This is a genomic window from Intrasporangium sp. DVR (genome assembly GCF_040365325.1).
GTDB lineage: Bacteria > Actinomycetota > Actinomycetes > Actinomycetales > Dermatophilaceae > Intrasporangium.
On sequence record NZ_BAABZW010000018.1, the window covers coordinates 1 to 21,997 of the forward strand.

Here is a 21,997-nt window from a genome sequence, read left to right on the forward strand (position 1 = left end):
GGCGGATCACCCTGCACCTGCCCCAAGCGTGGCCCTGGCACGACGCCTGGACCCGACTGTTCGACCGGGTCGCCGACCCGCCCATGACGACACCGTCCTGACCACCCAGCCCGAGAACGGCGCAACCCGAGGAATCCGACGTGGAACACCCCGACAGCGAGGTCGGGCGATCACCCACGCCCCCACACGACCCTCAGCCCGCGGAAGGCATCACGCCGACAGCCGAAGGCTCATCGGTGGATCGAGGCTAAGCGGACGGACCCGGCGAGGCCGAACAGTGGGAGAGGGACAGAGCACCGCCGACTCCTGGGTCAACCCGTCGGAAGTCATGGACCTGGTCCTCGCGCGTGAACGCTGCGCTTGGCACGAGTCATCCACACTCCCGCGCGCTTAAGGCGATCCGTCGCGTTTGCACATGCGCCAACAGGGACGGACCCGAATTCTGTTCCGATTGCATACCCCCTCCCCGGTGTCGCTGCAGGTCAACAGTACGTGCCTCGCGCTCGCGGCCGCGCAGAACCCGAACTTCTGCACGCATTCTGCACGAGCCACTATTCAGTCCATGTTTCCGCAGGTCAGAGGCCCGCGCACTGCACCTTCGGAATCCGTAGCCTCACATACCCCGTTGGGTACGGACGAGGGGCCGTGACCCGCGTTTGCGCAGGTCACAGCCCCTCGGGACACTATGTGGCAGGTGAAGGATTCGAACCTTCGTAGCTTTCGCGACGGATTTACAGCCCACGGTGCGCGGGTCCCTGATCTGCAGGAACCACGCCCGGTGCGAAACTTCCCCACAACTCCCCCACTGCCGGACGGAGGCTCCCGTAGCCAGTCGGTCACCAACGGACTAGCAAGCGGGGTCGGCCCATCTGGTACCGGCATCCTGATGGGTCGGGCGGAAGCGCAGGTCATACCGCCCGCTCCAGGCGCCCCAATTCGCCCAGGCGCTGCTGGCGGGCCTCCGACCGAGCGAGTCGTGCGCTCGCGGGTGCAGCCAGCCCATTAGGCAGGCAATGTGGGGGCGGCCAGGTGTCGACGTGGTCGTTTTGGCTGCGCGAGAACTTCCCACGAGGCGCCCCTCGCGCGACCCGGATGGAAGCGTGAAGGACTCCAGCTCTGTTGCTTACAGGGACATTCTCCTGTGCCGACGCGCTGAATCAGCTCACAGCGGCCCGTCCACCGGTGGATCCACCCTGACGCGTCTTACCAGCCATGCCGTGAGCCACACGACGACGAGGAGGCGCACGACGTGCATCGCCGCCACGAGGGCACTGTTGCCTTGGAGGCTCGTGGCTGCAGCGACCATCTCCGGTACGCCGCCGGGCACCATGCCGAGCACGCTGTCAAGAGCGGGAACGCCGGCCTGCCAGTGGATCATGTAGCCCAGCGCGATGCCGGCAGGCACGACCAGCGACACCACGATCAAGCCACCGGGGAGTGTGGAGCGGAACCGCCGAACGGTGGGCCGGTCGACTCGTGACCCCACGGCCGTGCCGACCAAGACCTGAGCTATGAGCGACCAGAGCGGGGGCGCCGAGACGTCGAGCTGGATCAGCTGATGGCTCAGAGCGACGGCGATAAGTGTCCCGCTGAAAGCCCACATGGGCACCCGCAAGCGCTTGGCGACCAGGGCACCGAGGCCGCCGACGACGAGGACGGCGGCCCACTGCATCCCGGTGGTCGCCTCCCAAGCAGCCATCAGTGCAGTACGCCGATCAGGAGGGGAAGTGCCACGAGGACGACGACAATCACCCGGACGATGTGGATCGCAGTGACGGCTCCGACATCAGCTCGCACGTCCGCCGCCAACGAGGAGAACTCGCTGATCCCGCCGGGTGCCGCGGCGAGGAGAGCCGTTCTGGGCTCGATCCCCAACTTGGTCAGGCTCCACGCGACCAGAATCTGGACGACCAGGAGCACGCAGAGGGACGCGCCGAAAGGGACCGCCAGCGCGGCGAGCTGTGCCAACGTCTGGGAGTTGAGGCGCAGCCCGCTCGCGATCCCGAGCAGGTACAGGCCGGCTAGCCTGAGTGGAGCCGTGGAGGACGGTCGCTCGCGAAGCATCGACACGGTGGCGCTACCGAGCACCGCGCCGATGATGCCCCCAGCTGGAACGTTCAGTGTGGTCAGCACACCCGCGCCGGCGGCGGCGCCCACGAAGAGAGCAACCGTTTGAGTTCCGTGGCCCGAGGTCACGGCTCCAAGCCACCCCGGCAGGACAATGGGAGCTGCACGCCGGGGTTGGCGAGCTGTGCACGCGGCAGGCGACCGTCCAACCACGCTTCGATCTGCGTCGTGCCGATCGCCGCGAACTCCTCAAAGACCTCTTGGACCTGCCACCCGATGTGGGGAGTGAGAACGACGTTGGGCAGACCTCGCAGGGGGCTGTCCAAGGCCAGCGGCTCAGCGGCATACACGTCGAGGCCGGCTGCGCCCAAGGCACCGTCGCTGAGCGCCGCGACGAGTGCTGTCTCGTCAAGGATCGCCCCGCGCGACGTATTTACCAGGATGGCGTCCTTCTTCATCCCGGCAAGCTCGGACGCCCCGATAAGGCCCGCGCTCTCGTGGGAGAGACGCAGGTGGATCGAGACCACGTCCGAGGTGGCGAGGAGCTCCTCGAGCGAGAGCCGGGGTATGGGCCAGCCGTCGAGCTCCACCGGCCGGCCGTCTGACGACTCGCGCGCCCAGGCCACGACGTCCATGCCGATCGCGCGAAAGGCGCGCGCAGCCTGCTGGCCGTGGCGCCCCAGCCCAAGGATGCCCACCCGTCGACCAGCCAGAGTGCGGCCGGGCGGGACCCGCCAAGTGGGGCTGTCCAGCACATTCTGGACCTCCGGCATGCGACGCGCGCAGGCGATCGCCAGCATGAGGGTGAGTTCGGGCATCGCGCGAGTGACGGCCGTTGCGTGACGCATGAGGGACAACGGGATGCCGCGCCGCGTCAGGGCCTCGACGTCGGCGTGGTAGGCGTGGCCGCCGGTCTGCACGACGAGCTCCAGCCCCGGGAGACGGTCGAGAACGGTCCGATCCAGCCGTGTTCGCTCCCGGATGGGGAGCAGGAGGGAGACCTCGGCAAGCTCGGGATCCTTGGCTTGATCGATGGGCGCGTCCAGGGCGACGACGCGGCACAGTTCCTGCAGCCGACGCATGGCCGGCGCGGCGCGCACGAGCTGTTCCCGATCGTCCAGGATGAGGACGACCGGGCGATCACTGAACATTGCCCACTCGCGTGGCGGCCAGCGCTGCTGCTTCCCGACCGGCGATCCGCCCGAAGACCGCGCCGCGAGTGAGCCCGGCCCCCGCTGGGTAGTTGAGGTAGAAGAAGCCGCCCGTGATCTCACCCGTGGCGTACAGCCCGGTCACCGTCCGTTGGGCGGTGTCGACGACCTCCGCGGTGGGCGTGGTCCGGAGGCCCCCGAACGTGAATGTGATGCCACACGTGATCTCGTATGCCGTGAACGGCGGAGTGTCGATGGGCTGGGCCCAGTTTGACTTCACCGGCTGGCCCTGCGGCGCCGCGCGCAGGCTGTCCTTGGTGAAGGGGTCGAACTCGCCGTCGGCGCAGGCCCGGTTGAAGTCCTCCACGGTGCGTACCAACGTGTCTGCCGTGACGCCCAGCTCTACGGCCAGCTGCCCGATCGTGTCGGCGGTGACTGGGCGACCCGTGGAGTAGCGGGGCTCGAGGAGGTGGACCGTCTTCGAGTCGAATATCTGTGCCGCCCGGGCGCCCGGCTGGGTGCGCACCCGGTCTCCGGTCTTCGCGTAGGTGAGCCACACCTCGTCCTCGCCCTCGTCGACGAAGCGTTCACCGCGCACGTTGACCATGATGGAGTACGGGTAGCTGTAGCGACTGAACTTGTCGGTGTAGCGCAGGTCGCCCCAATCCGGGGCGTGGTGGTCGAGGGGCACGGCGTGGCATCCGCCCCAGTGGCCGAACGGCTGGGCGCCTTGTCGCATGGCGGCCTCGAGCGGAACGCCCATGTTGAAGCGGGTTCCTCGCACCTTCACCAAGTCCCATCCGGGCCCGAGCCACCGCTGCCTCATCTGCGGATTGGACTCGAATCCCCCACTCGCAAGGATGACGACACCGTCGATGACCTCGTCACGGTCACCGCCTCGTACCACGACGCCCTTGCACGTGTTGCCCTCCATGACGAGATCGACGACCGGGCTCGAGTACCGGACCTCGATGCCCTCCCGCGCGACCGCTGCATAGAGGTCTTCGATGAGGCCGACCCCCTCTTCGTGCGCACGAAGGGCGCCTCCGCCGGGGAGCCGGTAGCGGGTGTCATCGTCGATGAGGTTCGGATCGATGAGCTTTCCGACGGCGAGCTCCCACTGGACACCCTTGCCGTGCATCCAGCGGACGGTGTCCAAGGACTCGTCGATGAGGACGTGCTGGAGGTCCGGCGCTGCCCGGCCGGCGGTTGTGGTGGTCATGTCCTCGGCGAACACCGTCTGCGGATAAGCCGGGACGTCAACGCGATCGAACCATTTGGAGGAGTGCGCTGCAACCAGCTCCCTCAAGTCCTCCAGGCCCCCGTGGGCGACACGGAAAATGCCGCCGGTGAACCGGCTGTTTCCTCCTCGGAGATCCTGCGGCGCCGCTTCGAGGACGAGGACCTCGGCGCCGCTCTCGCGGGCGCTCAGGGCCGCGACGAGTGCGGCGTTGCCACCACCGACAACCACGACGCGGGCAGCACCCTGGCGGCTCCGGCTGGAGGAATGGGCAGACGCGGTCATGGTCATCGAAGAACTCCCGGGGTGAAGATGCCGACAGGAAGGACGATCTCGGCGAAGTGGTGGAGCACCCACAACACGACGAGAAGAACGGCTGTGTAGACGGCGATGCGCCAGGGAGCCATCTTGCCCACGACCCAGAGGAAGACAGGCACGAAGACCAGCGCTGCCAGCATGGTGCCCAGCACGTAGACCAGGACGACGAACAGTGTGATCCACAGGAAGGCGGCCCCGACGTTGCGCAGCACATCCAACTTGCCTTCCGACCCGGTCAAGTCGCGACGGTGCGATCGAATCTCGCGAATGAGCATGGCCAGGGAAAGGAGCAGCCCGACGATTCCCACGACGATCGGCATGACAGCCGCCCGAGTCGAGAAGGACTGGGCTTGGACCAGCGCGCCGAGGAATGTCAGGGTGAACAGACCTGCCATGATCGAGGGAACCCAACTGCGCTCCAGCGCACCGACGTCGGGCCCCTCGTCATCGTCCTCAGCCATCTCGACCCCAGCCACACGGTTCGTGGCGAGTCGGCGACGTGCCGCCAGCAGGAGCGGCAGGACGAGGATTCCGAGCATGATCAGCACGCCAGGACGGGTGACCCACTCGGTTCCCTCATAGAGGCGGGTCGTCAGGAAGTAGTACCGCTCCATCGGGATCGACAGCACGAAGCCGATGAGGAATGGAGCCCGCGGCATGTTGATCGCCTTCATGAACCAGCCAAGAGCCGCCAGGAGGAGCATCACCTGCAGGACCGCGAACTGCTTCGGCTCCTGGTAGGCGCTGACGAACATGATGACGATCAGCCCGGCTCCAAGCACGGGGAAGCGCACGTTGCTCAGGCGCGCGAGGGGCGTCGAGATGCCGAAGCACAGCGCGGCACCGAGGATGCTGGCGATGGCGAAGCTCCACACGATCGTGTAGATGATGTCGAGGTGGTCTGTGATGAGCCGCGGGCCGGGCTCGACCCCGTAGACGAGGAGCGCGCCCATGAGGAGCGCTGCAGGCGCACCACCGGGGATGCCGAAGAGGAGGGTGGGAATGAGGTCGCCCGCCTCGACGGAGTTGTTCGCACTCTCGGGGGCGATGATGCCCCGGGGGTCACCCTTGCCGAACTTCTTCTTGTCCTTGGACGACGCCACAGCGGAGCCATAAGCCATCCAGGTGCCCGCAGTGGCGCCGACTCCCGGCAGGACGCCGGCCCAAATACCGATCAGGGAACCCCGGATAACATGCGTCCAGTGCGTCCGGAAGTCACGGACACCCTGTCGCCACCCGCCACCGATGCCGGTGACCTCGGAGACCGCTCCCCGCTTCGCGACGAGGTGGATCACCTCTGCGAGACCGAACACACCGAGCGCCACGGCGACGAGGTCGAGTCCCTCGTTGAGGAAAAGCGATCCGAACGTGAACCGGTAGTCGGCGGCCGCAGGGGCCGCACCGATCTGGCCAAGCAGGACGCCGAGCACGCCCGCGATGAGCCCCCGCAGCATGTTTCCTCGGGACAGGGTCGCGGTGAGACTGATGCCTAGGACGGTGAGCATGAACAACTCTGGTGACCCGAAGGCGAGGACGAGGGGGCGCGCGATGGGGATTGACAGAGTCAGACCGATGGCGCCGATGACGCCACCAGCCATCGACGACAGGAAGGCAATGGAGAGAGCTCGCGCCGCCTGGCCCTGTTTGGCCATGGCATGGCCGTCCATCAGTGTCACCGTCGCGGACGCGGAGCCGGGGACGCCGATGAGAACAGCCGCAATGGTGTCGGATGTGTGCACCACGGCGACAGCACCGATGATCAGTGCGAGCGCCTGAGTCGGCTCGAGAATGAAGGCGAAGGGTAGGAGTACGGCCACGGCGCCGGTGCCGCCCAGCCCCGGGATGATACCCATCACTAGGCCGGCGAGGACGCCTATTACGAGGTAGATGAGTAGCGTTGGGTCGAGCAGGGCCGCCAGGGCTTCGAGTGCAGCGTCGAACACGGTCGTGTCCTTCGGGTCAGGGGGTGGACGGGGTGGCCCCGGCTGATGCTCAGTCCAAGGCCACCCCGGGGCCGACTACTTGGACTCGACCGTCGTCTCGTACTTGTTCTTCAGCAGGTCCAGGACGTACTTCCGCGACTCGTCGCTGATGTTGAACGCCTTCTCGAGGGCTGGACCGGCGTCGCGGCCCGAAGTGATCGGGTAACCGCCGAGCACCTTCTTGCCCTCGGCGTTGAAGGTCTGGTCGTCCTTGAGCTTCTCTGCCGCGTCCCAGAACGGGGTCACGATGGAGTCCGGAGCCCCGGCGTTGATCCAGAGACCCTTCTGGTAGGGGTAGCCGGCAAGGAGGAACGCCTTGTACGCGTCGTACTTCGGACCACTCGGCTTCGACCCGTTGAGCTTTTCGTACACCTCCTCGACCGTCGGTAGGTTGGGCAGGTTCTTGTCCCGGACGACGTTTCCGGACTCGTCGACCTGACCGAAGGACATCAGCGGAATGGCCGTTCCCTTCTCGACGAGGGGCTCGACCTCCGACTGGTAGGCGGACGTCGTCTGGTAGTCGATGTTGACCTCACCGCGCTCGAGCGCGAGACGCGCCGGACCCCGGCCCTCGAACCCGAAGGTCGCCTGGACGTCAAGCTCGAGCAGATCGAACGCGAGGAGAGTGGACAGGTCGAGACCGGTCGCGCTGATGGCGCCGTACTTGAGGGGCTGAGCCGGGTTCTTGAGGTCCTCCACGGACGTGATGCCTGAAGCCTTGCTCGCGTAGATGACGCCACCGGTGCCATTGAGGATGAGGGGTCGCATCTTCGAGAAGTCGAAGTTGACCTCCTTTCGACCCAGGAGGTACTGGAAGTAGGTCGTCCCCGACGTGACGAGGAGCTGGCTGCCGTCAGTGCCGCCACTCGCCGCGTAGGCGTTGGAGCCGGTGATGCTCTCTCCACCCGGACGGTTCTCCGGCGTGAAGGTGGGCTTTCCCTCGACGGTCTGGGTGAGATACTTCGTCATGAACCGGGCCCAGGTGTCTGTGCCACCACCCTCCGAGTACGGGATCACCAGGGTGATCCGGCTGGGGAGCTTCGCGTCCTCGCCGGCCTGCTGCGCAGCGTTGTTCTCCGGGGAGGCGCATGCCGTCAGGGCAAGCCCCGCTGCTGCGAGGGCTGCCATGGCCTTGGGCAGGGTCTTGATCGCCATTGATTGTCTGCCTTCTTTGTGGTGGTTGATTTGTCAGGGGATGGGGTTTGTGACCGCGGCACGGGTGCCGAGGCGCGAGTCGGGCACGATGACGTGACCTTCCATGAGTCGGCGTGCCGTCCTGAACCCGGCGACGGCGTCAACGGTCCACTCGCCGTTGCGCTCTGCGGGGCGGGCCGACATGTCCATGACTCCGGCAGGGTGACCGATCCGGGTCCTGCCGTCGTGGGTGGTGGCGACCTCGTGCGCGACGGTGCCAGGGATGGAGCACGCGACGGCCGTGGCGATGGCACCGGTCAGCGGGTGAGAGCGGTGCATCCGGCCCATCGACATCATGGAGGCACGCAGATCATGTGCGTCTGAGGCGATGCGCTCACCGCTGGCGGTCGTGTAGTCACGAGGCGGGCCCACGAGTGAGAGTTTCGGGACCGACGGCATGGAACGCGTCGCCTCCTCGAGCGTGGACGCAATGCCGACCTGGACCGAGGCCGCCGCCCGCACCGCCTCGATGCGGGCGAGCACCTCGGCGTCCGCGTCGATGGAGTCGGGCGTCTCGTCACCGGTCAGGCCCAGGTCTTCCCATCGCACGAAGACGAGCGGGTTCGCCGCGTCGACGTAGGACACTGTGATCGATCCCAGACCGTCGACCTCAAGCACGTCGCGGACGTTGCCCGTCGGCAGCAAGCGACCGGTCACCGCGCCGCCAGGGGAGACGTAGTCCAGCTGGATCTGCGAGCCCGGAACGGGGACTCCGGGGATGAGGAAGTCCCCGTCAGGATCGAACGCGCCGTCGCGCGTTGGCACGTGCGCGACGATGACCTTTCCGGTGTTGACGTTCAGGAAGCGGACCTCGGTGGTCCCCTCTTTGGGCTCGACGAGACCCTCATCGACCGCGAAGGGACCAACGGCTGAAGAGATGTTCCCGCAGTTACCCCGCCGGTCGACGAGGGCGCTGTCGATTGACACCTGACCGAACTCGTAGGTCACATCGACGCCATGGTCACGCCCGTCACCGATGATGGCCAGCTTGCTCGTTGTCGAGGTGGCACCGCCCAGGCCGTCGAGCTGCCGACGATCCGGGTCCGGGCTGCCGTAGGCAGCAAGAATGAATGCGTCCCGCACGGCGGGATCCTTCGGAAGGTCGCGCTCGTGAAAGAAGACGGCTTTGCTCGTGCCGCCTCGCATGATGACGCCGGGTACTTTCATACAACCTCTCCTAGATTGCATACAGTCCTAGAGGACTCAGGTCCAAAAGACAAGGCCCGTGCCCGAGATGTGACCAAGCCGTTTGATGCACGCCTGCCCGTCCGGATGACGGTGACCGACCTAAGTTGCCTCGTCGAGTTTGACGGCAAACAAAGGTGAAGCACCATCGCGACTTCCAGCAGGCCCATACACATTTGCTTCATTCGCAGGACTCGCGGACAGCAGGTAGCGAGGTTGGCCCGGTCCTGCCTTCTTGCATCGTCGCAGGTCACGGGACCTCGTCGGCAGACAGAACGCATGGTCCACCGGTTGGTGCGATACGGTGAAGCAACGCTTAAAAAGGGGGACCGTTGCTGGACGTCAAGCGGCTTGAACTGCTCCTTCGCGTTGTCGAGACGGGTTCCATCACCGCTGCGGCGGCGGAGCTGATGTTCTCCCCCTCTGCGGTCTCCCAGCAATTGCGACGCCTGGAGGCCGAGGTCGGCCAACCCCTTCTCCAGCGCCACGCTCGGGGGATGATCCCGACGGACGCCGGTCACGTGCTGGCCAACCATGCCCGGACGGTGCTGCGCCAGCTCGCGGCCGCGGAATCGGATCTCGCCGAGATCGCGGGGCTACGTCGCGGCCGGCTCGACCTGGGGACCTTTCCCACGGTTGGCTCGTCGTTCCTCCCGCTGGCCCTGAGCCGGTTTCGCAAGGAGTACCCGGCGATCCAGCTCCACGTGCACAGCGCCCGCGAGGAGCAGCTCGTTGAGATGCTCGAGAGCGGCACTGTGGGGGTGTCGCTGCTCTGGGACTACGAGTGGAGTCGGATCCAAGGCAGCAGGTTCGCGCTCACCTCGCTCTTCCAGGACCCCACTGTCCTGATAGTCGGGGCTGATCACCGCTTGGCTCGGCGTCGACAAGTATCGATGGCAGATCTGCAGGAAGAAGACTGGATCATCCGTTCACAGGGCCACCCGGTCATCGAAGTCCTCGAGCGTAGCTGCCGGGCAGAGGGGTTCACTCCGCGCATCTCCTTCTATGCGAACGACTACCAGGAGGCACAGGCCATGGTCAGCGTGGGCCTGGGCATTGCCCTGGCGCCGCGCTGCGCCGTGGTGAACAAGCACCCCGGAGTGCGCATCCTGTCCTTGGGCGAGTCCGCGCCGGCTCGTCGCATCCTCGCTGCTCACCGGCACGATCGCGTGCGAGCTCCGGCCGAGGTGGCGTTTCTAAGGACGCTGATTGCCTCGGCGCGAGACTACGCTCCGGCCTGATCCAAGGCCGGGACCGCCTCAGGGAGGCCGGGTGGCGGACCGCCGCGTGCCGCGAGATGACCCCGCGCCCTCAGACGGTTGCTGCGTCACGCTGCAGGACCTCCCTCTCGTTGGCCACCATCGACAGCAGGCGGAACACCCAGTGGACGAACTTGGTGTACGGGGCGATGGCAAAAGCTACGAGGACGGCGCCCAGATGGAGGACGAGCATGGGGGCGAAGAGGACGGTCGTCCGACCGATGAGCACCCCGAGACCGCTGACCATGAGTACCAGGATCGCCCAGATCAACGCGGTGTCCGCCTCCTTCATCGACTCTGTGGTTCGAACCGAACGGGCCCGGTGCTTGAGCACGAGGAGGCCGATCGCACCGATCGTCGCCATCACCCCGCCAAGCGTGCCGGTAACCACTGGCACGGACAGATACGCGTACGGCGGGTACTCGCCCATGAGGTTCTCGAGGACCGCCGCTGAGGTCGTCGAGACGAAGGTGAGCAAGAAGCCGTACATGACGAGCTGGTGGTTAATCTTGCGGGCTCCCGACGGCTCGTCGGCGGGATAGTTGCAGCCCTCGTCCCCACCGCTCTGGTGGCGAAGAACCGCCGCCGCACCCAGCGCCCTGATCCAGGAGCGCCCGTCGAACAGTTCCGAGGGCTTCCTACCGATGTCGAGCCAATACCGCCAGGCCGCCAGGAGCATCACGCCAACCGAATAGAGCGCTGGCGCAGCGGCGACAGCCACGAGAAGGCCGTGGCCCACAACGGCATACGGCGAGCCGTCCCCTGCGCTCGTCCAGATGTCTGAACCCACCGTGAGCACACTGACAGCGGTGAGGAGCAGCGCCACGCCCAGAACAGCGAGCAGCACGCCGCTTCGGCCCGAGAGGAATCCCAGCCGCCGGCTCGGCCAGACGTAGGTGTCATAGGTCCGCTCGCGGAGCTCGGCGAAGACCTTCGGGGGGTTGACAGCGAACTCGTGGGGCGGCGTGTACATGCAGGCGGTGAAGCAGTCCTGGCAGTCGTGGCACAAGTTGGCCAGGTGCGTCATGTCGGCCCGGGTGAGCTCGGTCCTCAGCTCGAGAGCGGGCCACACCGGACAGTAGCCCGCGCAGTACCGGCACGAGTTGCAGATGTTGAGCTGGCGCTCAGCCTCGGCGAAGAGCTCCGTAAAGGGGCCAACGCCCGGCTTCTGGTCATCGACGTGCATGGTGTGCTGCCTCTCGTCCCGCGATGCGGCCCCAGACGGTACCGATCGTCATCCCGAAGCCAGCGAGGTATCCGGAGGAAAGGATGTTTCCGGACATGATCTCGCCGGCCGCGAACACGTTGTCGAACGCGGTGCCATCGACGCGTTGAACCCGCGAGACGGCATCCACCTGCACACCCATGTACGTGAAGGTGATTCCTGGGCGCATGGCGATCCCGTAGAAGGGAGGCGTGTCCAACGGCTGCGCCCAGTTTGTCTTGGGAGGCGTCACCCCGGACGTGGTGACTCCGTCCAGCCGGGTGGGGTCAAACCTGGTACGTGCATCAGGGGCTACTCCTGCGTTGTACGCCGCGACCGTGCGTCCGACTCCCTCTGCGTCGAGGCCAAGCTTTGAGGCGACCTCCGCCACCGACCTGCCAGAGGTGACGCCGTACATCGGGGGTAGGAACTGTCCCTGGACCCTGGAATCCCACAGGGCGTATCCGATCTGGTCCGGCTGGCCCGCGAGGTTGCGCCCCCAGATGGCGTACCGCTTGGGCCAGATGTCCTCGCCCTCGTCATAGAACCGGTCACCATCACGGTTGACCACGACCCCGAATGGGATGGCGTCGATGCGCGTGGCGATACCGCCGTCGAACTTGGGGCTCCTGGCGTCCACCGCGACCGAGTGGAAGCCGCGCTCCTCGCCGGCCACCGCCGCCCCGGCATCCAACAGCAAGCGCAGCACGTGGCCGTCGTTGAACTTGGGCCCCCGAACGTGATAGTTGGCCGCCGCCTCTCCCCAGTACTTCCCGAGCCACTCGAGATTGGCCTCGAAACCTCCGCTCGCGCAGACGAGTGTCGAGGTCTGGATACGGTGACGGCCCGCGGCCGTCTCCACGATGACAGCCTTGGCGTGGTCGCCCTCGAACTCGATCTCGTCGACTCGCGTCTCGTAGGCGACCGGAATGCTGCGCTCCTCGAGTTGGCGGTAGTAATGGTTGATCAACGCCTTGCCGCCGCCGAGAAAGAACCGGTTGGTGCGGCCGAGGTGGAGAGTGCCTGCCAGGGGTGGCTGCCACAGGGCCCCGTGTGCCGTCATCCAGTCGGGCGCGGTTCGCGACTCCTCGACCGTCAGTCGGGCAAGGGCCTCGTTGCTCGGGCCGGTGCCGACGCCGCATAGGTCCTTCCAGAGCTCGTCGTAGGTGTAAGCACCGGTGTTGTACCTGTCAGCTGAGTCGTGGACGCAGCGAATGTTGCGCGTGTGCCGGCTGTTGCCCCCACGGAACTGGACATCTGCCCTCTCGAGGACGAGGACGCGTGCACCTTCGTCATGGGCACTCATCGCGCTCACGAGGGCGGCGTTCCCCCCGCCGATGATGACGACATCCCAGGGACCGCTGAGGTCCGGCGCGGTGACCCCGTCGTGGGTCCGGGTCGTGGGGTCCAAAATGGCTCCTCGCAGATTCTCTCGAAGGTGGGGCTTGGTCAGATGCGTTTGACGACGGCGGCGGTGACCGAGCGGGTCCCGCCCTTCGGCTGCCCGGAGGGAAGCAGCACGATCTCTCCGTCCGCGTAGGCGTTCTCCACGGCACCCTCAATGCGGCGGGCTGGCTCCTCGAGACCGAGATGCCGCAGGAGGTAGGCGGCGCTCAGGATCTGCGACGTGGGATTTGCCAGTCCCTGACCCGCGATGGCGGGGGCGGTGCCGTGGATGGGCTCGAAGTACGCTGCCCGATCACCGATGTTGCCGCTGCCGCACATGCCAAGGCCGCCCACCGTGGCCGCCCCGAGGTCACTGAGGACGTCTCCGAGGAAGTTCTCCGTCAGGACCACATCGAAGCGCCCGGGATCGGCGACCAGATCGTGCGCTGCGGCGTCGGCATACCGGTAGTCAAGTTCGACGTCCGGGAACTCGGGGGCCACCGACTCGACGACTGCTCGGAAGAAGGCAAACGTTCTCAGCACGTTGCTCTTGTCGACGCACGTGACTCGCCGGACGCCATCCAGTGGCGCGCCCGACCGCTGCTGCGCGATCCGGAACGCGGCACGGGCGACACGCTCACATCCGTCACGGGTCACGAGGAGCTGGTCGCACGCTGCTGACTCGGTGACGATGCCGATGCCCCGGGAGAGATAGAGACCCTCGGTGTTCTCCCGTACCAGGACGTAGTCAATCGAGCCCGGTGCGTGCTTCACCGGGGTCCGGACCCCATGGAGCAGACGCATGGGCCGAATGTTGGCGTAGGTCTGCAGCCCAGTTCTCAGGACGCCACCCAGGAGGCCCCCCTCCGTGCCGTCGGGCCGACGCACTCCGGGCAGTCCGACGGGGGCCTTGAGAATGGCGTCGTAGTCGCTGCGCAGGCGGTCAAGTGCGCCCGGGAGCAGGGGTTCACCATGTTCGGCGTACGTGGCCGCCCCGCCTTGCTCATCAGTGAGGGCGAGGACCAAGTCGAAGCTGTTCGCCACTGCATGGAGGACCTCCAGCGCCGAGTCCATGAGCTCTGGACCGATGCCATCACCACGAATGAGCGCGATTCGGATCGTGGAGGCGCCCCCTGTTCGGGCGGTCGAGGAGGACGTGGAGTCCTCGAGCGCGTCCCCGCTCATGCCTTGACGGCCAGGACCGGGCAGTCGGCGTCGAGGAGGATCTTCTGGGCATTGCTCCCGAGGAGGAACTTGCCGACCGGGGAGCGACGACGAAGGCCGATCACGATGAGCTGCACGGACTCCGCCTGGGCGGTGGCGAGCACCTCATCGGCCGCGCTGAGACCTCGCGACTGCTGGCGCAGTTCGAACTCGGCCCCAGCTGCCCGGAGGTCGGGCTCCAAGTGGGCCAAAGACGACGAATCGGCTTGGCCAGGTCGCTCTCCGGCGTTGAGGACGAGTAGACGCTCGCCGCGAAGGGTCGCCTCGCTCGTGGCAGCCTTGAGCGCGGCGTGGCCTTCCAGAGTAGGGGTGTAGCCGACGAGAATGGTCAACGAACCGCTCCTTTCGCATGCAGGTTGCATGCAAAGATAGTGGATGTACATCCAGGACGGAAGGCCTTCAGGAACGATCCCACCCCTTTTTGAACCGTCCGACGGGGATGCGCGTCCCGCGCTTGGCCATACGATCGGTGACAGACCCCTCGAACCAGTCAGGAGTCCTTCATTGTCAGCCACCCCGCTGTCCCGCTTCTTGGTTGATCTCCCGTCCCGCGGGAAGGCCACCGAGGTCGTCACCGATGCCCTGCGCGAAGCGATCATCACGGGGCATCTTCCCCCTGGGACGTGGTTACGTGAGGACGAGATCGCGCGCGAGCTCTCGGTGAGCCGGACACCGGTCCGCGAAGCCCTGCGTCGACTTGCCGATGATGGGCTTGCCGTCAAGCACGCGCATCAAGGAACCATCGTGGCCGGGGTCAGCTTCGAGGACGTCCTGGCGCTCTACGCGGTCCGAGAGCCGCTGGAGGGGACCGTCGCCCGATTCGCCGCTGCCCGGCGGACCGATGAACTGGTGGCGGCACTGCGTGCGGCCCAAGCAGGTATGGCCGAGGCGGCTGCGCAGCACGACCCCGACGGCATGGTGGAGTTCAACCGCCAGTTCCACCGCATCCTCAGCGACGCGACCGGCAACGTCTACCTCAGGCGCTTCATGCTCCAGATAGAGAACGCCATACGTCGCCTGCCATCCACGACCTACAGCTCGCCGAAGCGCCAGCAGACCGTGCTGTCGGAGCACGAAGCGATCATCGCCGCCGTGGACGCAGGGGATCCGGAGCTCGCGGCCGTAGCCGCGAGCTTGCACATGCGCAACGCCCGGGAGGTCCGCCTCACGCTCCTGTAGGCCCGTGCCATCTCCCGGCAACCCACGAGAGGTTCTCCTTGCTCTATCGAAAGCTCACCGACGGCGAGGTCCGTACTCGTTTCAGAAAGCTCCTGGCCGGACGCAGCCTTGTCCGACTGCCGGGGGTCCCCAGTCCACTGACTGCTCGGCTGGTCGAACGGCACGGGTTCGAGGGGGCATACGTCTCCGGCGCCGTGGTTGCGGCTGACCTGGGGCTACCCGACGTGGGTCTCACGACGCTGTCCGAGGTCGCCACCCGGTGTCGCCAGATCACACGGATGACGGATCTGCCGGTTATCGCGGACGCCGACACCGGCTTCGGGGAAGTCCTGAACGTCGCCCGGGCCGTGCAGGAGCTGGAGGACGCCGGGCTGGCCGGCATCCACATCGAGGATCAGATGAGCCCCAAGCGATGCGGACACCTCGACGGCAAGGCCGTCGTCGACGACGCCACGGCTGCACAGCGCGTCAAGGCAGCCGTCTCAGGCCGGCGTGACCCGAACTTCGTCCTGATCGCCCGCACCGACCTTCGAGTCGTGGGCGGCCTCGACGCGGCCATCGAACGGGCGCGTCTGTTGGCAGACGCGGGAGCGGACGTGATCTTTCCCGAGGCCCTGCGGACGCTGGACGAGTTCGAGCGAATGTGCTCTGCGGTCCAGGTACCGGTTCTCGCAAACATGACGGAGTTCGGCAAGTCCGAACTGTTCACCACAAGCGAGCTCCACGCAGTCGGCGTCCGACTCGTGATCTGGCCCGTATCCCTCCTCAGGCTCGCCATGGGGGCCGCTGACAGGGCGCTCGCCACGTTGAGCTCAGAGGGAAGCTTTGCGTCACTCACGGCACAGATGCAGCACCGTTCGGACCTGTACGAGCTCGTCGACTACGGCGGCTACTCGCAGTTGGACTCCTCCGTCTTCGACTTCTCCATCGAGACGCTTTAGGCAATTTGCGGTGTGGCTAACTGTCTCGCCCTCGAGGCGCGAACCGTCATGGTGGGCGTGCTCGCTAGGTCGGCAGCAGAGACACTCGTCAGCTGCCCATAGCAACTCTGAGTCGCACATCGGATCGCACTGTCAGCGTGAATTCGCTTGTGACCAGCACGAATTCGGCGCTCTGAACATGGGACGGTCAGCGCCCCACCCCTTACCACCACGGCAGTTGCACAACGGTCTCTGACCTGCGGAAACGCCAACACTTTGTTGGACGACGATGACGCCCATGGGCATCAGCTCACCCTCCGCGCGGAGATCGGACTGACACCTCCCGTGATGTCCGGGGGCGTACTGATCCGTTGGAGGGATGCGGGTCATCGTTCGTCCGTCGAAGGCCTCCCAGGATGTCGTTCACACGCCGCGCTTTTGATAAACCGCGGCCGCGCTTCGGAGCTCGGTCTTGCCACTCACCGAGACGTCATCCCCAATCGAGACGGTCTGGGTTTCTGCTCCGATTGCATACCCCACCCCCCGGCGTTGCTGCAGGTCAACGACCCGCAACTCCGGCTGTCACGGCCGGTGGAGTATCAACTTCCCCACCCATTCCCCACCAGCGCAGAACGCCCGCGCGTCTCCGCAGGCCAGCGACCCGCACTCGCACCTTCGGAATCAGTTGTGGGAGACACCCCCCAGGGGTATATGAGACAGGCCCTGGCCAGCGTTTCCGCTGGTCAGGGCCTCTCGGGGCACTCGGTGGCAGGTGAAGGATTCGAACCTTCGAAGCTTTCGCGACGGATTTACAGTCCGCTCCCATTGGCCGCTCGGGCAACCTGCCGTGGTGCGTCTGGAAGGATAGCAAGAGATCCGGCGGGCCTCGAAATCGGCCTGCCACCCGTCAGCGCCTCCCCCAGACCACGCCACACCGACCCCACCAAGCAGCCTCACGAAAGGAGCCACGATGGCCGACTCCTCGTTCGACATCGTCAGCAAGTTCGACAAGCAGGAGATCGCCAACGCGGTCAACTCGGCCTCCAAGGAGATCGCGACGCGCTACGACTTCAAGAACGTCGGCGCCTCGGTCGAGCTGGCCGGCGACGTGATCAAGATGAAGGCCAACACGGAGGACCGCTGCAAGGCGGTGCTCGACGTGGTCCAGACGCACTTGGTCAAGCGCAAGGTCAGCCTCAAGCACCTCGACGTCCCCGAGGCCGGCCCGCGCCTGTCCGGCAAGGAATACCACCTCGACTGCCCGCTCAAGGAGGGCATCTCGCAGGAGAACGCGAAGAAGATCAACAAGCTGATCCGCGACGAGGGCCCCAAGGGTGTCAAGAGCCAGATCCAGGGTGACGAGCTGCGCGTGACGGGCAAGTCCCGCGACGACCTCCAAGCGGTGCAGCGGATGCTCCAGGCGGCGGACCTCGACGTCGCACTGACCTTCACCAACTACCGCTGACGCGGCCACCCCGGGCCGTATGCCGCTGAGCTCACTCAGCTCAGCGGCATACGGCCTGCGGGTGTCGGGTCGGCAGACCCGCGTGGCGGGCTGCCGCTGGCAAGGAGCCGGCCGCGGGGCTCGGCGCCGATGTCGACGCGCTCACCGCGCAGCCAGGTGCTGCGGACCAAGCCGTCGAGGCGGCGCCCGGCGTAGGGGGTGATCGGATTCCTGTGCTGCAGGCGGGCCGGGTCGACGACGAACGAGTCGTCCGGTGCGAAGACGCAGAAGTCCGCGTCGGCGCCGACCTGGATGCGCCCCTTCCGCGGGAGACCGACCAGGTCGGCCGGCCCTCGCGACATCCAGCGGCTCACGTCGGCGAGGGTGAACCCTCTGTTCCGCGCCTCGCTCCAGACGACGGACAGGCCGAGCTGGAGGGAGCTGATGCCGCCCCAGGCGACGCCGAAGTCGCCGGTGTCGAGGGCCTTGAGGTCGGGCGTGGAGGGCGAGTGGTCGGACACGACGACGTCGAGGGTGCCGTCGCCCAGCCCGGCCCAGAGGAGGTCGCGGTTGCGCGCTTCGCGGATCGGCGGGCAGCACTTGAACTGCGTCGCACCGTCGGGGACGTCCTCGGCGGCGAGCGCCAGGTAGTGCGGGCAGGTCTCCGCGGTGATCGGGACGCCCTCCCGCCGGGCGGCTGCGATCAGCGGCAGGGCGTCCGATGACGAGACGTGCAGCACGTGGATGCGGCTCCCGGAGTGCCGCGCGAGCTCGATGAGACGGCCGATGGCGGTGTCCTCGGCGGTCGGCGGCCGCGAGGCGAGGAAGGAGCGATAGCGGCGACCCTGCGGCGGGGCCGCCTCACCGATCACCTGGGCGTCCTCGGCATGGACGATGAGCAGGCTGTCCCACGAAGCGATCTCACGCATGGCGCGCTCGATCTGCTCGGATCCCAACGGCGGGAACTCCTCGACTCCCGAGTCGACCATGAAGCACTTGAAGCCGAAGACGCCCGCGTCGTGCAGCCCGCCCAGCTGCCCGATGTTGTGCGGGACGGCGCCGCCCCAGAACCCGACGTCGACCCACGCCTGGCCGGCAGCCGCTGCCCGCTTCACGTCGAGAGCCGCCACGTCGACCGTCGCGGGGATGCTGTTGAGGGGCATGTCGATGACCGTCGTGACGCCACCGCACGCCGCCGCCCTGGTTGCCGAGGCGAACCCCTCCCACGCGGTGCGGCCCGGTTCGTTGACGTGGACGTGGGTGTCGACCAGCCCTGGGAGGAGGACCTCGTCGTCGCCGAGCTCGACCACGGTCGGCGCGTCGGGCAGGGCGCCTTCGTCCCAGGGCTCGACCATCACGATGGACCCCTGGGCCACCCCGACGACGGCGGCCGACTCACCGGACGGCGTGACGACCCGGCGCCCGCGGACGACCACGTCAAGAGCGACCACGGTTTGCCGCCCTCCACTCGCCCGTCGTGAGGAAGATGGACCCATGGACTCGAGCCCGCGCTACCACGCGTCGGTGGGCGGTCTGCCGACGCAGACCGACCTGACGACGGACCGCGCCACCTTCACCGAGGCCTACGCCGTCATCCCGGGCCGGACCCTGTCCGACATCACCGCGAGCCTGCTCCCCCACTGGGACGCAACACGCGTATGGATCCTTGCGCGGCCGATGTCCGGGTTCGCGGAGACGTTCGCGCAGTACGTCATGGAGGTGTCCCCCGGCGGCGGGAGCGACCAGCCGGAGCCGGACCCGGAGGCGGAGGCGGCCCTCTTCGTCGTCGACGGCGGCCTCTCGTTGGTCGTGGGCGAGACGACCCACCGGCTCACCGCGGGCAGCTATGCGTACCTCCCGCCCGGCTCCGCGTGGCGCCTGCGGAACGACGACGACGCGGTCGCGCGGTTCCACTGGGTCCGCAAGCGGTACGAGCGGGTCGAGGGCCTCGACGTACCCGAGCTGGTCGTCGTCAACGAGCGGGACCTCGAGCCGGACCCCATGCCCGGCACCGACGGCGCCTGGGCGACGACCCGCTTCGTCGACCCGTCGGACCTGCGCCACGACATGCACGTCACCATCGTCACCTTCCAGCCCGGCGGCGTCATCCCCTTCCCGGAGACGCACGTGATGGAGCACGGCCTCTACGTCCTCGAGGGCAAGGCGATGTACCTGCTCAACCGGGACTGGGTCGAGGTGCAGGCGGGCGACTTCATGTGGCTGCGCGCGTTCTGCCCCCAGGCCTGCTACGCCGGGGGTCCGGCGCGGTTCCGCTACCTGCTCTACAAGGACGTCAACCGCCACCCCTCGCTGCGCCTGCACCCCTGGCCCGTATGCCGCTGAGCTCGCTCCCCGACGCACCTGACCTCCCAGCCCTCCCGCCCCACCACCCCGCAACACACCCGGTCACGTGCGACACACCCGCGTCGGACGTCGGTGTGTTGCAGGTGACCGGGTGTGTTGCGGGGTCAGGTGGAGCCGGGGTCGCTCGCGTCGTCGCGCACGACCGTCGCCTCGATCAGGCCGTACGGCCGGTCGGCGGCGTGGAAGACCTCGTTCGGGTTCTCGAGGCCGAACGGTGAGAGGTCGACGAGGAAGTGGTGCTTGTTGGGTGCCGAGAAGCTGATCTCGTCGATCGACTCGAACTGCTCGAGCACGGCCTGCCCCATGCCGTAGAGGGTCTGCTGGAGGGCGTAGGAGTGGATCTGGGCGAACCGCTCGAGGAGCCTCGCCTTGACGGACGCGTAGGTGGCGTTCCAGTCCACGTCGCTCGAGCGGTACCGCCACCGGGCCACGAGCGACGTCGCGAGGATCCGGTCAGTCGTCTCGGGCAGGGTCGTGTACCTGTCCTTGAGGAAGCCGTGGAACTCCGAGCCGGTGGACTTGAGCAGCACGAGATCGCCGACGCCGGAGACGATGTGGGCACGGCGGTCGGCGCCGCGCCCGTCGACGTTGACGACAGCGGTGCGCCGGCCCCCGCCGGTCTGGACGAAGGCATGGTCGTGGCCCCGTCCGTCGACGTCGATGCGGTCCCACGTCGTCTCGACGAGCTCGATCCGCGCCCCGTCGGCGCGTGGGACGGTGGCGAGGAACTGGTCAGCGAGGGCCAGCCCGAACTCCTCGGGCGACTCGATCCCCTTCTCCTTCGCGAACGCGAAGACGGTGTTCTTCTGTGTGTCGGTCGGCAGCACGTCACCCTGGTCGCCCTCGATGTGCGCCCGGCTGAAGTCGCCCCGCAGGGCGGTGCTGACCGTCAGGTCACGAATCTCGTGCCGGGGCGTGTCACGGTGCACCCTGACGACATGGACCTCGGCCTTGCCGTACTGGTTGGCTCCGAGCCTGATGGCCATGCGGGTCAGCTCCCCCGGTAGGTCGAGTAGGCAAAGGGACTCAGCAACAGCGGGACGTGGTGGTGCTCGTCCGGTGCAGCAACGGTGAAGACCACGCTGACCTCCGGGAAGAAGCCGTCCTGTCCGCTCGCCTCGAAGTAGGCCGCCGTGTCGAAGACGAGCCGATAGGCACCCGCAGCGAGCCGGTCGGGGCCGAGGTCGGCGACTCGTCCGTCGGCGTCGGTGACCGCGGACGCCAGGACCTCGGCGGGGTCCGCGAGCAGCTCGAGACGGACCGGAACGCCCCGTGCCGGACGGCCGAGGGCGGTGTCGAGGACGTGGGTCGTCACGGTGCTCACAGCTGCACTCCGTCCTCGATGAGCTTGCGCAGCCGGAGGAGGGCGATCTTGCGCAGCTCCTCCGCGACCACTGCTGCCTCGGCGGCCTGGTCGTTTCGCAGCCGTTCGCGCAGCGAAGCGAGGATCTGCTCGCCGGCGAGGCCGGTGGCGCTGATGAGGAAGACCCGACCGAAGCGCTGCTCGTACTCCCGGTTCCCCGCCACGAGGTCCCGCTGGGTCTGCTCGTCGGGCCCCACCCCCGCCTGTTCCTGACGGGACCAGCCGGCCCCGGCGCCTGAGCCTTCGGCGCGATCCCCGATGCGTGGGTGCGCGGCGAGCGCTCGGTCGACCTCTTCGTGAGTCAGCCGACGGGCCGCGGAGTCGGCCGCGGCCATGAGGTCGTCCAGGCTGGCGTACGGCCGGTCCGCGAGGACCGCCTCGACCCAGGCCGGCACGTCGCAGCAGGCCGACAGCTCGGGTCTGAGCCTGCCGGCCTCAGCCTCGTTGAAGCGTCGAACCCCGTTCACGGGACCACCTCGAGCCGCATGTGCCGAACCTACGCGCGTCGCCTCGCCCG

Annotated in this window: 20 protein-coding genes and 1 tRNA gene; 5 read left to right on the forward strand and 16 right to left on the reverse strand. The window is 67.2% G+C overall.

Annotation, left to right across the window (positions count from 1 at the left end; all coding sequences use genetic code 11):
* Positions 1-1,162: 1,162 nt before the first annotated feature.
* The 7 genes from ABWV20_RS13585 to ABWV20_RS13615 all read right to left on the reverse strand — a co-directional run bounded on the left by ABWV20_RS13585 (position 1,163) and on the right by ABWV20_RS13615 (position 9,140).
* On the reverse strand, positions 1,163-1,699 hold the full coding sequence (locus tag ABWV20_RS13585; RefSeq protein WP_353355906.1) for an AbrB family transcriptional regulator: 537 nt from the start codon (positions 1,697-1,699) through the stop codon (positions 1,163-1,165).
* Entirely contained in the window at positions 1,699-2,157 is a 459-nt protein-coding gene (locus ABWV20_RS13590; RefSeq protein WP_353355908.1) for an AbrB family transcriptional regulator, read from the reverse strand. The genes ABWV20_RS13585 and ABWV20_RS13590 overlap by 1 nt, the downstream gene beginning before the upstream one ends.
* Positions 2,158-2,192: 35 nt before the next feature.
* The gene (locus tag ABWV20_RS13595; protein WP_353355910.1) at positions 2,193-3,167 is read right to left on the reverse strand and encodes an NAD(P)-dependent oxidoreductase; all 975 of its coding nucleotides are present in this window, start codon (positions 3,165-3,167) and stop codon (positions 2,193-2,195) included.
* A 40-nt stretch (positions 3,168-3,207) separates the two neighbouring features.
* Positions 3,208-4,749: an FAD-dependent tricarballylate dehydrogenase TcuA gene (tcuA, locus tag ABWV20_RS13600; RefSeq protein ID WP_353355912.1), complete on the reverse strand. Its 1,542-nt coding sequence runs from the start codon at positions 4,747-4,749 to the stop codon at positions 3,208-3,210.
* Positions 4,746-6,719, reverse strand: coding sequence for a tripartite tricarboxylate transporter permease (locus ABWV20_RS13605; RefSeq protein WP_353355914.1), 1,974 nt, complete (start codon positions 6,717-6,719; stop codon positions 4,746-4,748). The genes tcuA (ABWV20_RS13600) and ABWV20_RS13605 overlap by 4 nt, the downstream gene beginning before the upstream one ends.
* A 75-nt stretch (positions 6,720-6,794) precedes the next feature.
* Positions 6,795-7,913 (reverse strand): type 2 periplasmic-binding domain-containing protein, encoded by a 1,119-nt coding sequence (locus ABWV20_RS13610; RefSeq protein ID WP_353355916.1) that lies wholly within the window; start codon positions 7,911-7,913, stop codon positions 6,795-6,797.
* A gap of 33 nt (positions 7,914-7,946) precedes the next feature.
* Positions 7,947-9,140, reverse strand: coding sequence for a 2-methylaconitate cis-trans isomerase PrpF family protein (locus ABWV20_RS13615; protein WP_353355918.1), 1,194 nt, complete (start codon positions 9,138-9,140; stop codon positions 7,947-7,949).
* Between the two features lie 329 nt (positions 9,141-9,469).
* Here ABWV20_RS13615 and ABWV20_RS13620 point away from each other — a divergent pair, with 329 nt between their 5' ends.
* Entirely contained in the window at positions 9,470-10,378 is a 909-nt protein-coding gene (locus ABWV20_RS13620; protein ID WP_353355920.1) for a LysR family transcriptional regulator, read from the forward strand.
* Between the two features lie 70 nt (positions 10,379-10,448).
* On the opposite strand, the gene tcuB is transcribed toward ABWV20_RS13620, so the two are convergent.
* From tcuB to ABWV20_RS13640, 4 genes are read right to left on the reverse strand one after another with little or no spacing between them, the layout of a single operon-like run.
* A complete protein-coding gene (gene tcuB / locus ABWV20_RS13625) occupies positions 10,449-11,582 on the reverse strand; it encodes a tricarballylate utilization 4Fe-4S protein TcuB (protein ID WP_353355922.1) in 1,134 nt (377 codons plus the stop codon).
* Entirely contained in the window at positions 11,569-13,011 is a 1,443-nt protein-coding gene (gene tcuA, locus ABWV20_RS13630) for an FAD-dependent tricarballylate dehydrogenase TcuA (RefSeq protein WP_353355924.1), read from the reverse strand. The genes tcuB and tcuA (ABWV20_RS13630) overlap by 14 nt, the downstream gene beginning before the upstream one ends.
* Before the next feature lie 38 nt (positions 13,012-13,049).
* On the reverse strand, positions 13,050-14,171 hold the full coding sequence (locus tag ABWV20_RS13635; RefSeq protein WP_353355926.1) for an isocitrate/isopropylmalate dehydrogenase family protein: 1,122 nt from the start codon (positions 14,169-14,171) through the stop codon (positions 13,050-13,052).
* A complete protein-coding gene (locus ABWV20_RS13640) occupies positions 14,168-14,542 on the reverse strand; it encodes a universal stress protein (protein ID WP_353355928.1) in 375 nt (124 codons plus the stop codon). Before ABWV20_RS13640 ends, ABWV20_RS13635 begins: the two co-directional genes overlap by 4 nt.
* A 43-nt stretch (positions 14,543-14,585) precedes the next feature.
* On the opposite strand from ABWV20_RS13640, the gene ABWV20_RS13645 reads away from it, so the two are divergent.
* Together ABWV20_RS13645 and prpB are read left to right on the forward strand one after the other, a co-directional pair.
* The gene (locus ABWV20_RS13645) at positions 14,586-15,389 is read left to right on the forward strand and encodes a GntR family transcriptional regulator (protein ID WP_353355930.1); all 804 of its coding nucleotides are present in this window, start codon (positions 14,586-14,588) and stop codon (positions 15,387-15,389) included.
* 38 nt (positions 15,390-15,427) lie between these two features.
* Complete coding sequence (gene prpB, locus ABWV20_RS13650; RefSeq protein WP_353355932.1) at positions 15,428-16,330, forward strand: methylisocitrate lyase; 903 nt, start codon at positions 15,428-15,430, stop codon at positions 16,328-16,330.
* A 745-nt stretch (positions 16,331-17,075) separates the two neighbouring features.
* On the opposite strand, the gene ABWV20_RS13655 is transcribed toward prpB, so the two are convergent.
* Positions 17,076-17,156: transfer RNA gene (locus tag ABWV20_RS13655), tRNA-Tyr, on the reverse strand.
* A 123-nt stretch (positions 17,157-17,279) separates the two neighbouring features.
* Between ABWV20_RS13655 and ABWV20_RS13660 the strand changes: the two genes are divergently transcribed.
* Positions 17,280-17,774, forward strand: coding sequence for a YajQ family cyclic di-GMP-binding protein (locus ABWV20_RS13660; protein ID WP_353355934.1), 495 nt, complete (start codon positions 17,280-17,282; stop codon positions 17,772-17,774).
* A gap of 35 nt (positions 17,775-17,809) precedes the next feature.
* On the opposite strand, the gene allB is transcribed toward ABWV20_RS13660, so the two are convergent.
* On the reverse strand, positions 17,810-19,249 hold the full coding sequence (gene allB / locus ABWV20_RS13665; protein ID WP_353355936.1) for an allantoinase AllB: 1,440 nt from the start codon (positions 19,247-19,249) through the stop codon (positions 17,810-17,812).
* Between allB and ABWV20_RS13670 the strand changes: the two genes are divergently transcribed.
* Entirely contained in the window at positions 19,248-20,096 is an 849-nt protein-coding gene (locus ABWV20_RS13670) for a bifunctional allantoicase/(S)-ureidoglycine aminohydrolase (protein ID WP_353355938.1), read from the forward strand. The genes allB and ABWV20_RS13670 overlap by 2 nt on opposite strands.
* A 125-nt stretch (positions 20,097-20,221) precedes the next feature.
* On the opposite strand, the gene pucL is transcribed toward ABWV20_RS13670, so the two are convergent.
* From pucL to uraD, 3 genes are read right to left on the reverse strand one after another with little or no spacing between them, the layout of a single operon-like run.
* Positions 20,222-21,103: a factor-independent urate hydroxylase gene (pucL, locus tag ABWV20_RS13675; RefSeq protein WP_353355940.1), complete on the reverse strand. Its 882-nt coding sequence runs from the start codon at positions 21,101-21,103 to the stop codon at positions 20,222-20,224.
* Positions 21,104-21,108: 5 nt separating this feature from the next.
* Positions 21,109-21,441 (reverse strand): hydroxyisourate hydrolase, encoded by a 333-nt coding sequence (uraH, locus tag ABWV20_RS13680; protein ID WP_353355942.1) that lies wholly within the window; start codon positions 21,439-21,441, stop codon positions 21,109-21,111.
* Positions 21,438-21,947, reverse strand: coding sequence for a 2-oxo-4-hydroxy-4-carboxy-5-ureidoimidazoline decarboxylase (uraD, locus tag ABWV20_RS13685; RefSeq protein WP_353355944.1), 510 nt, complete (start codon positions 21,945-21,947; stop codon positions 21,438-21,440). The genes uraH and uraD overlap by 4 nt, the downstream gene beginning before the upstream one ends.
* Positions 21,948-21,997 lie beyond the last annotated feature (50 nt).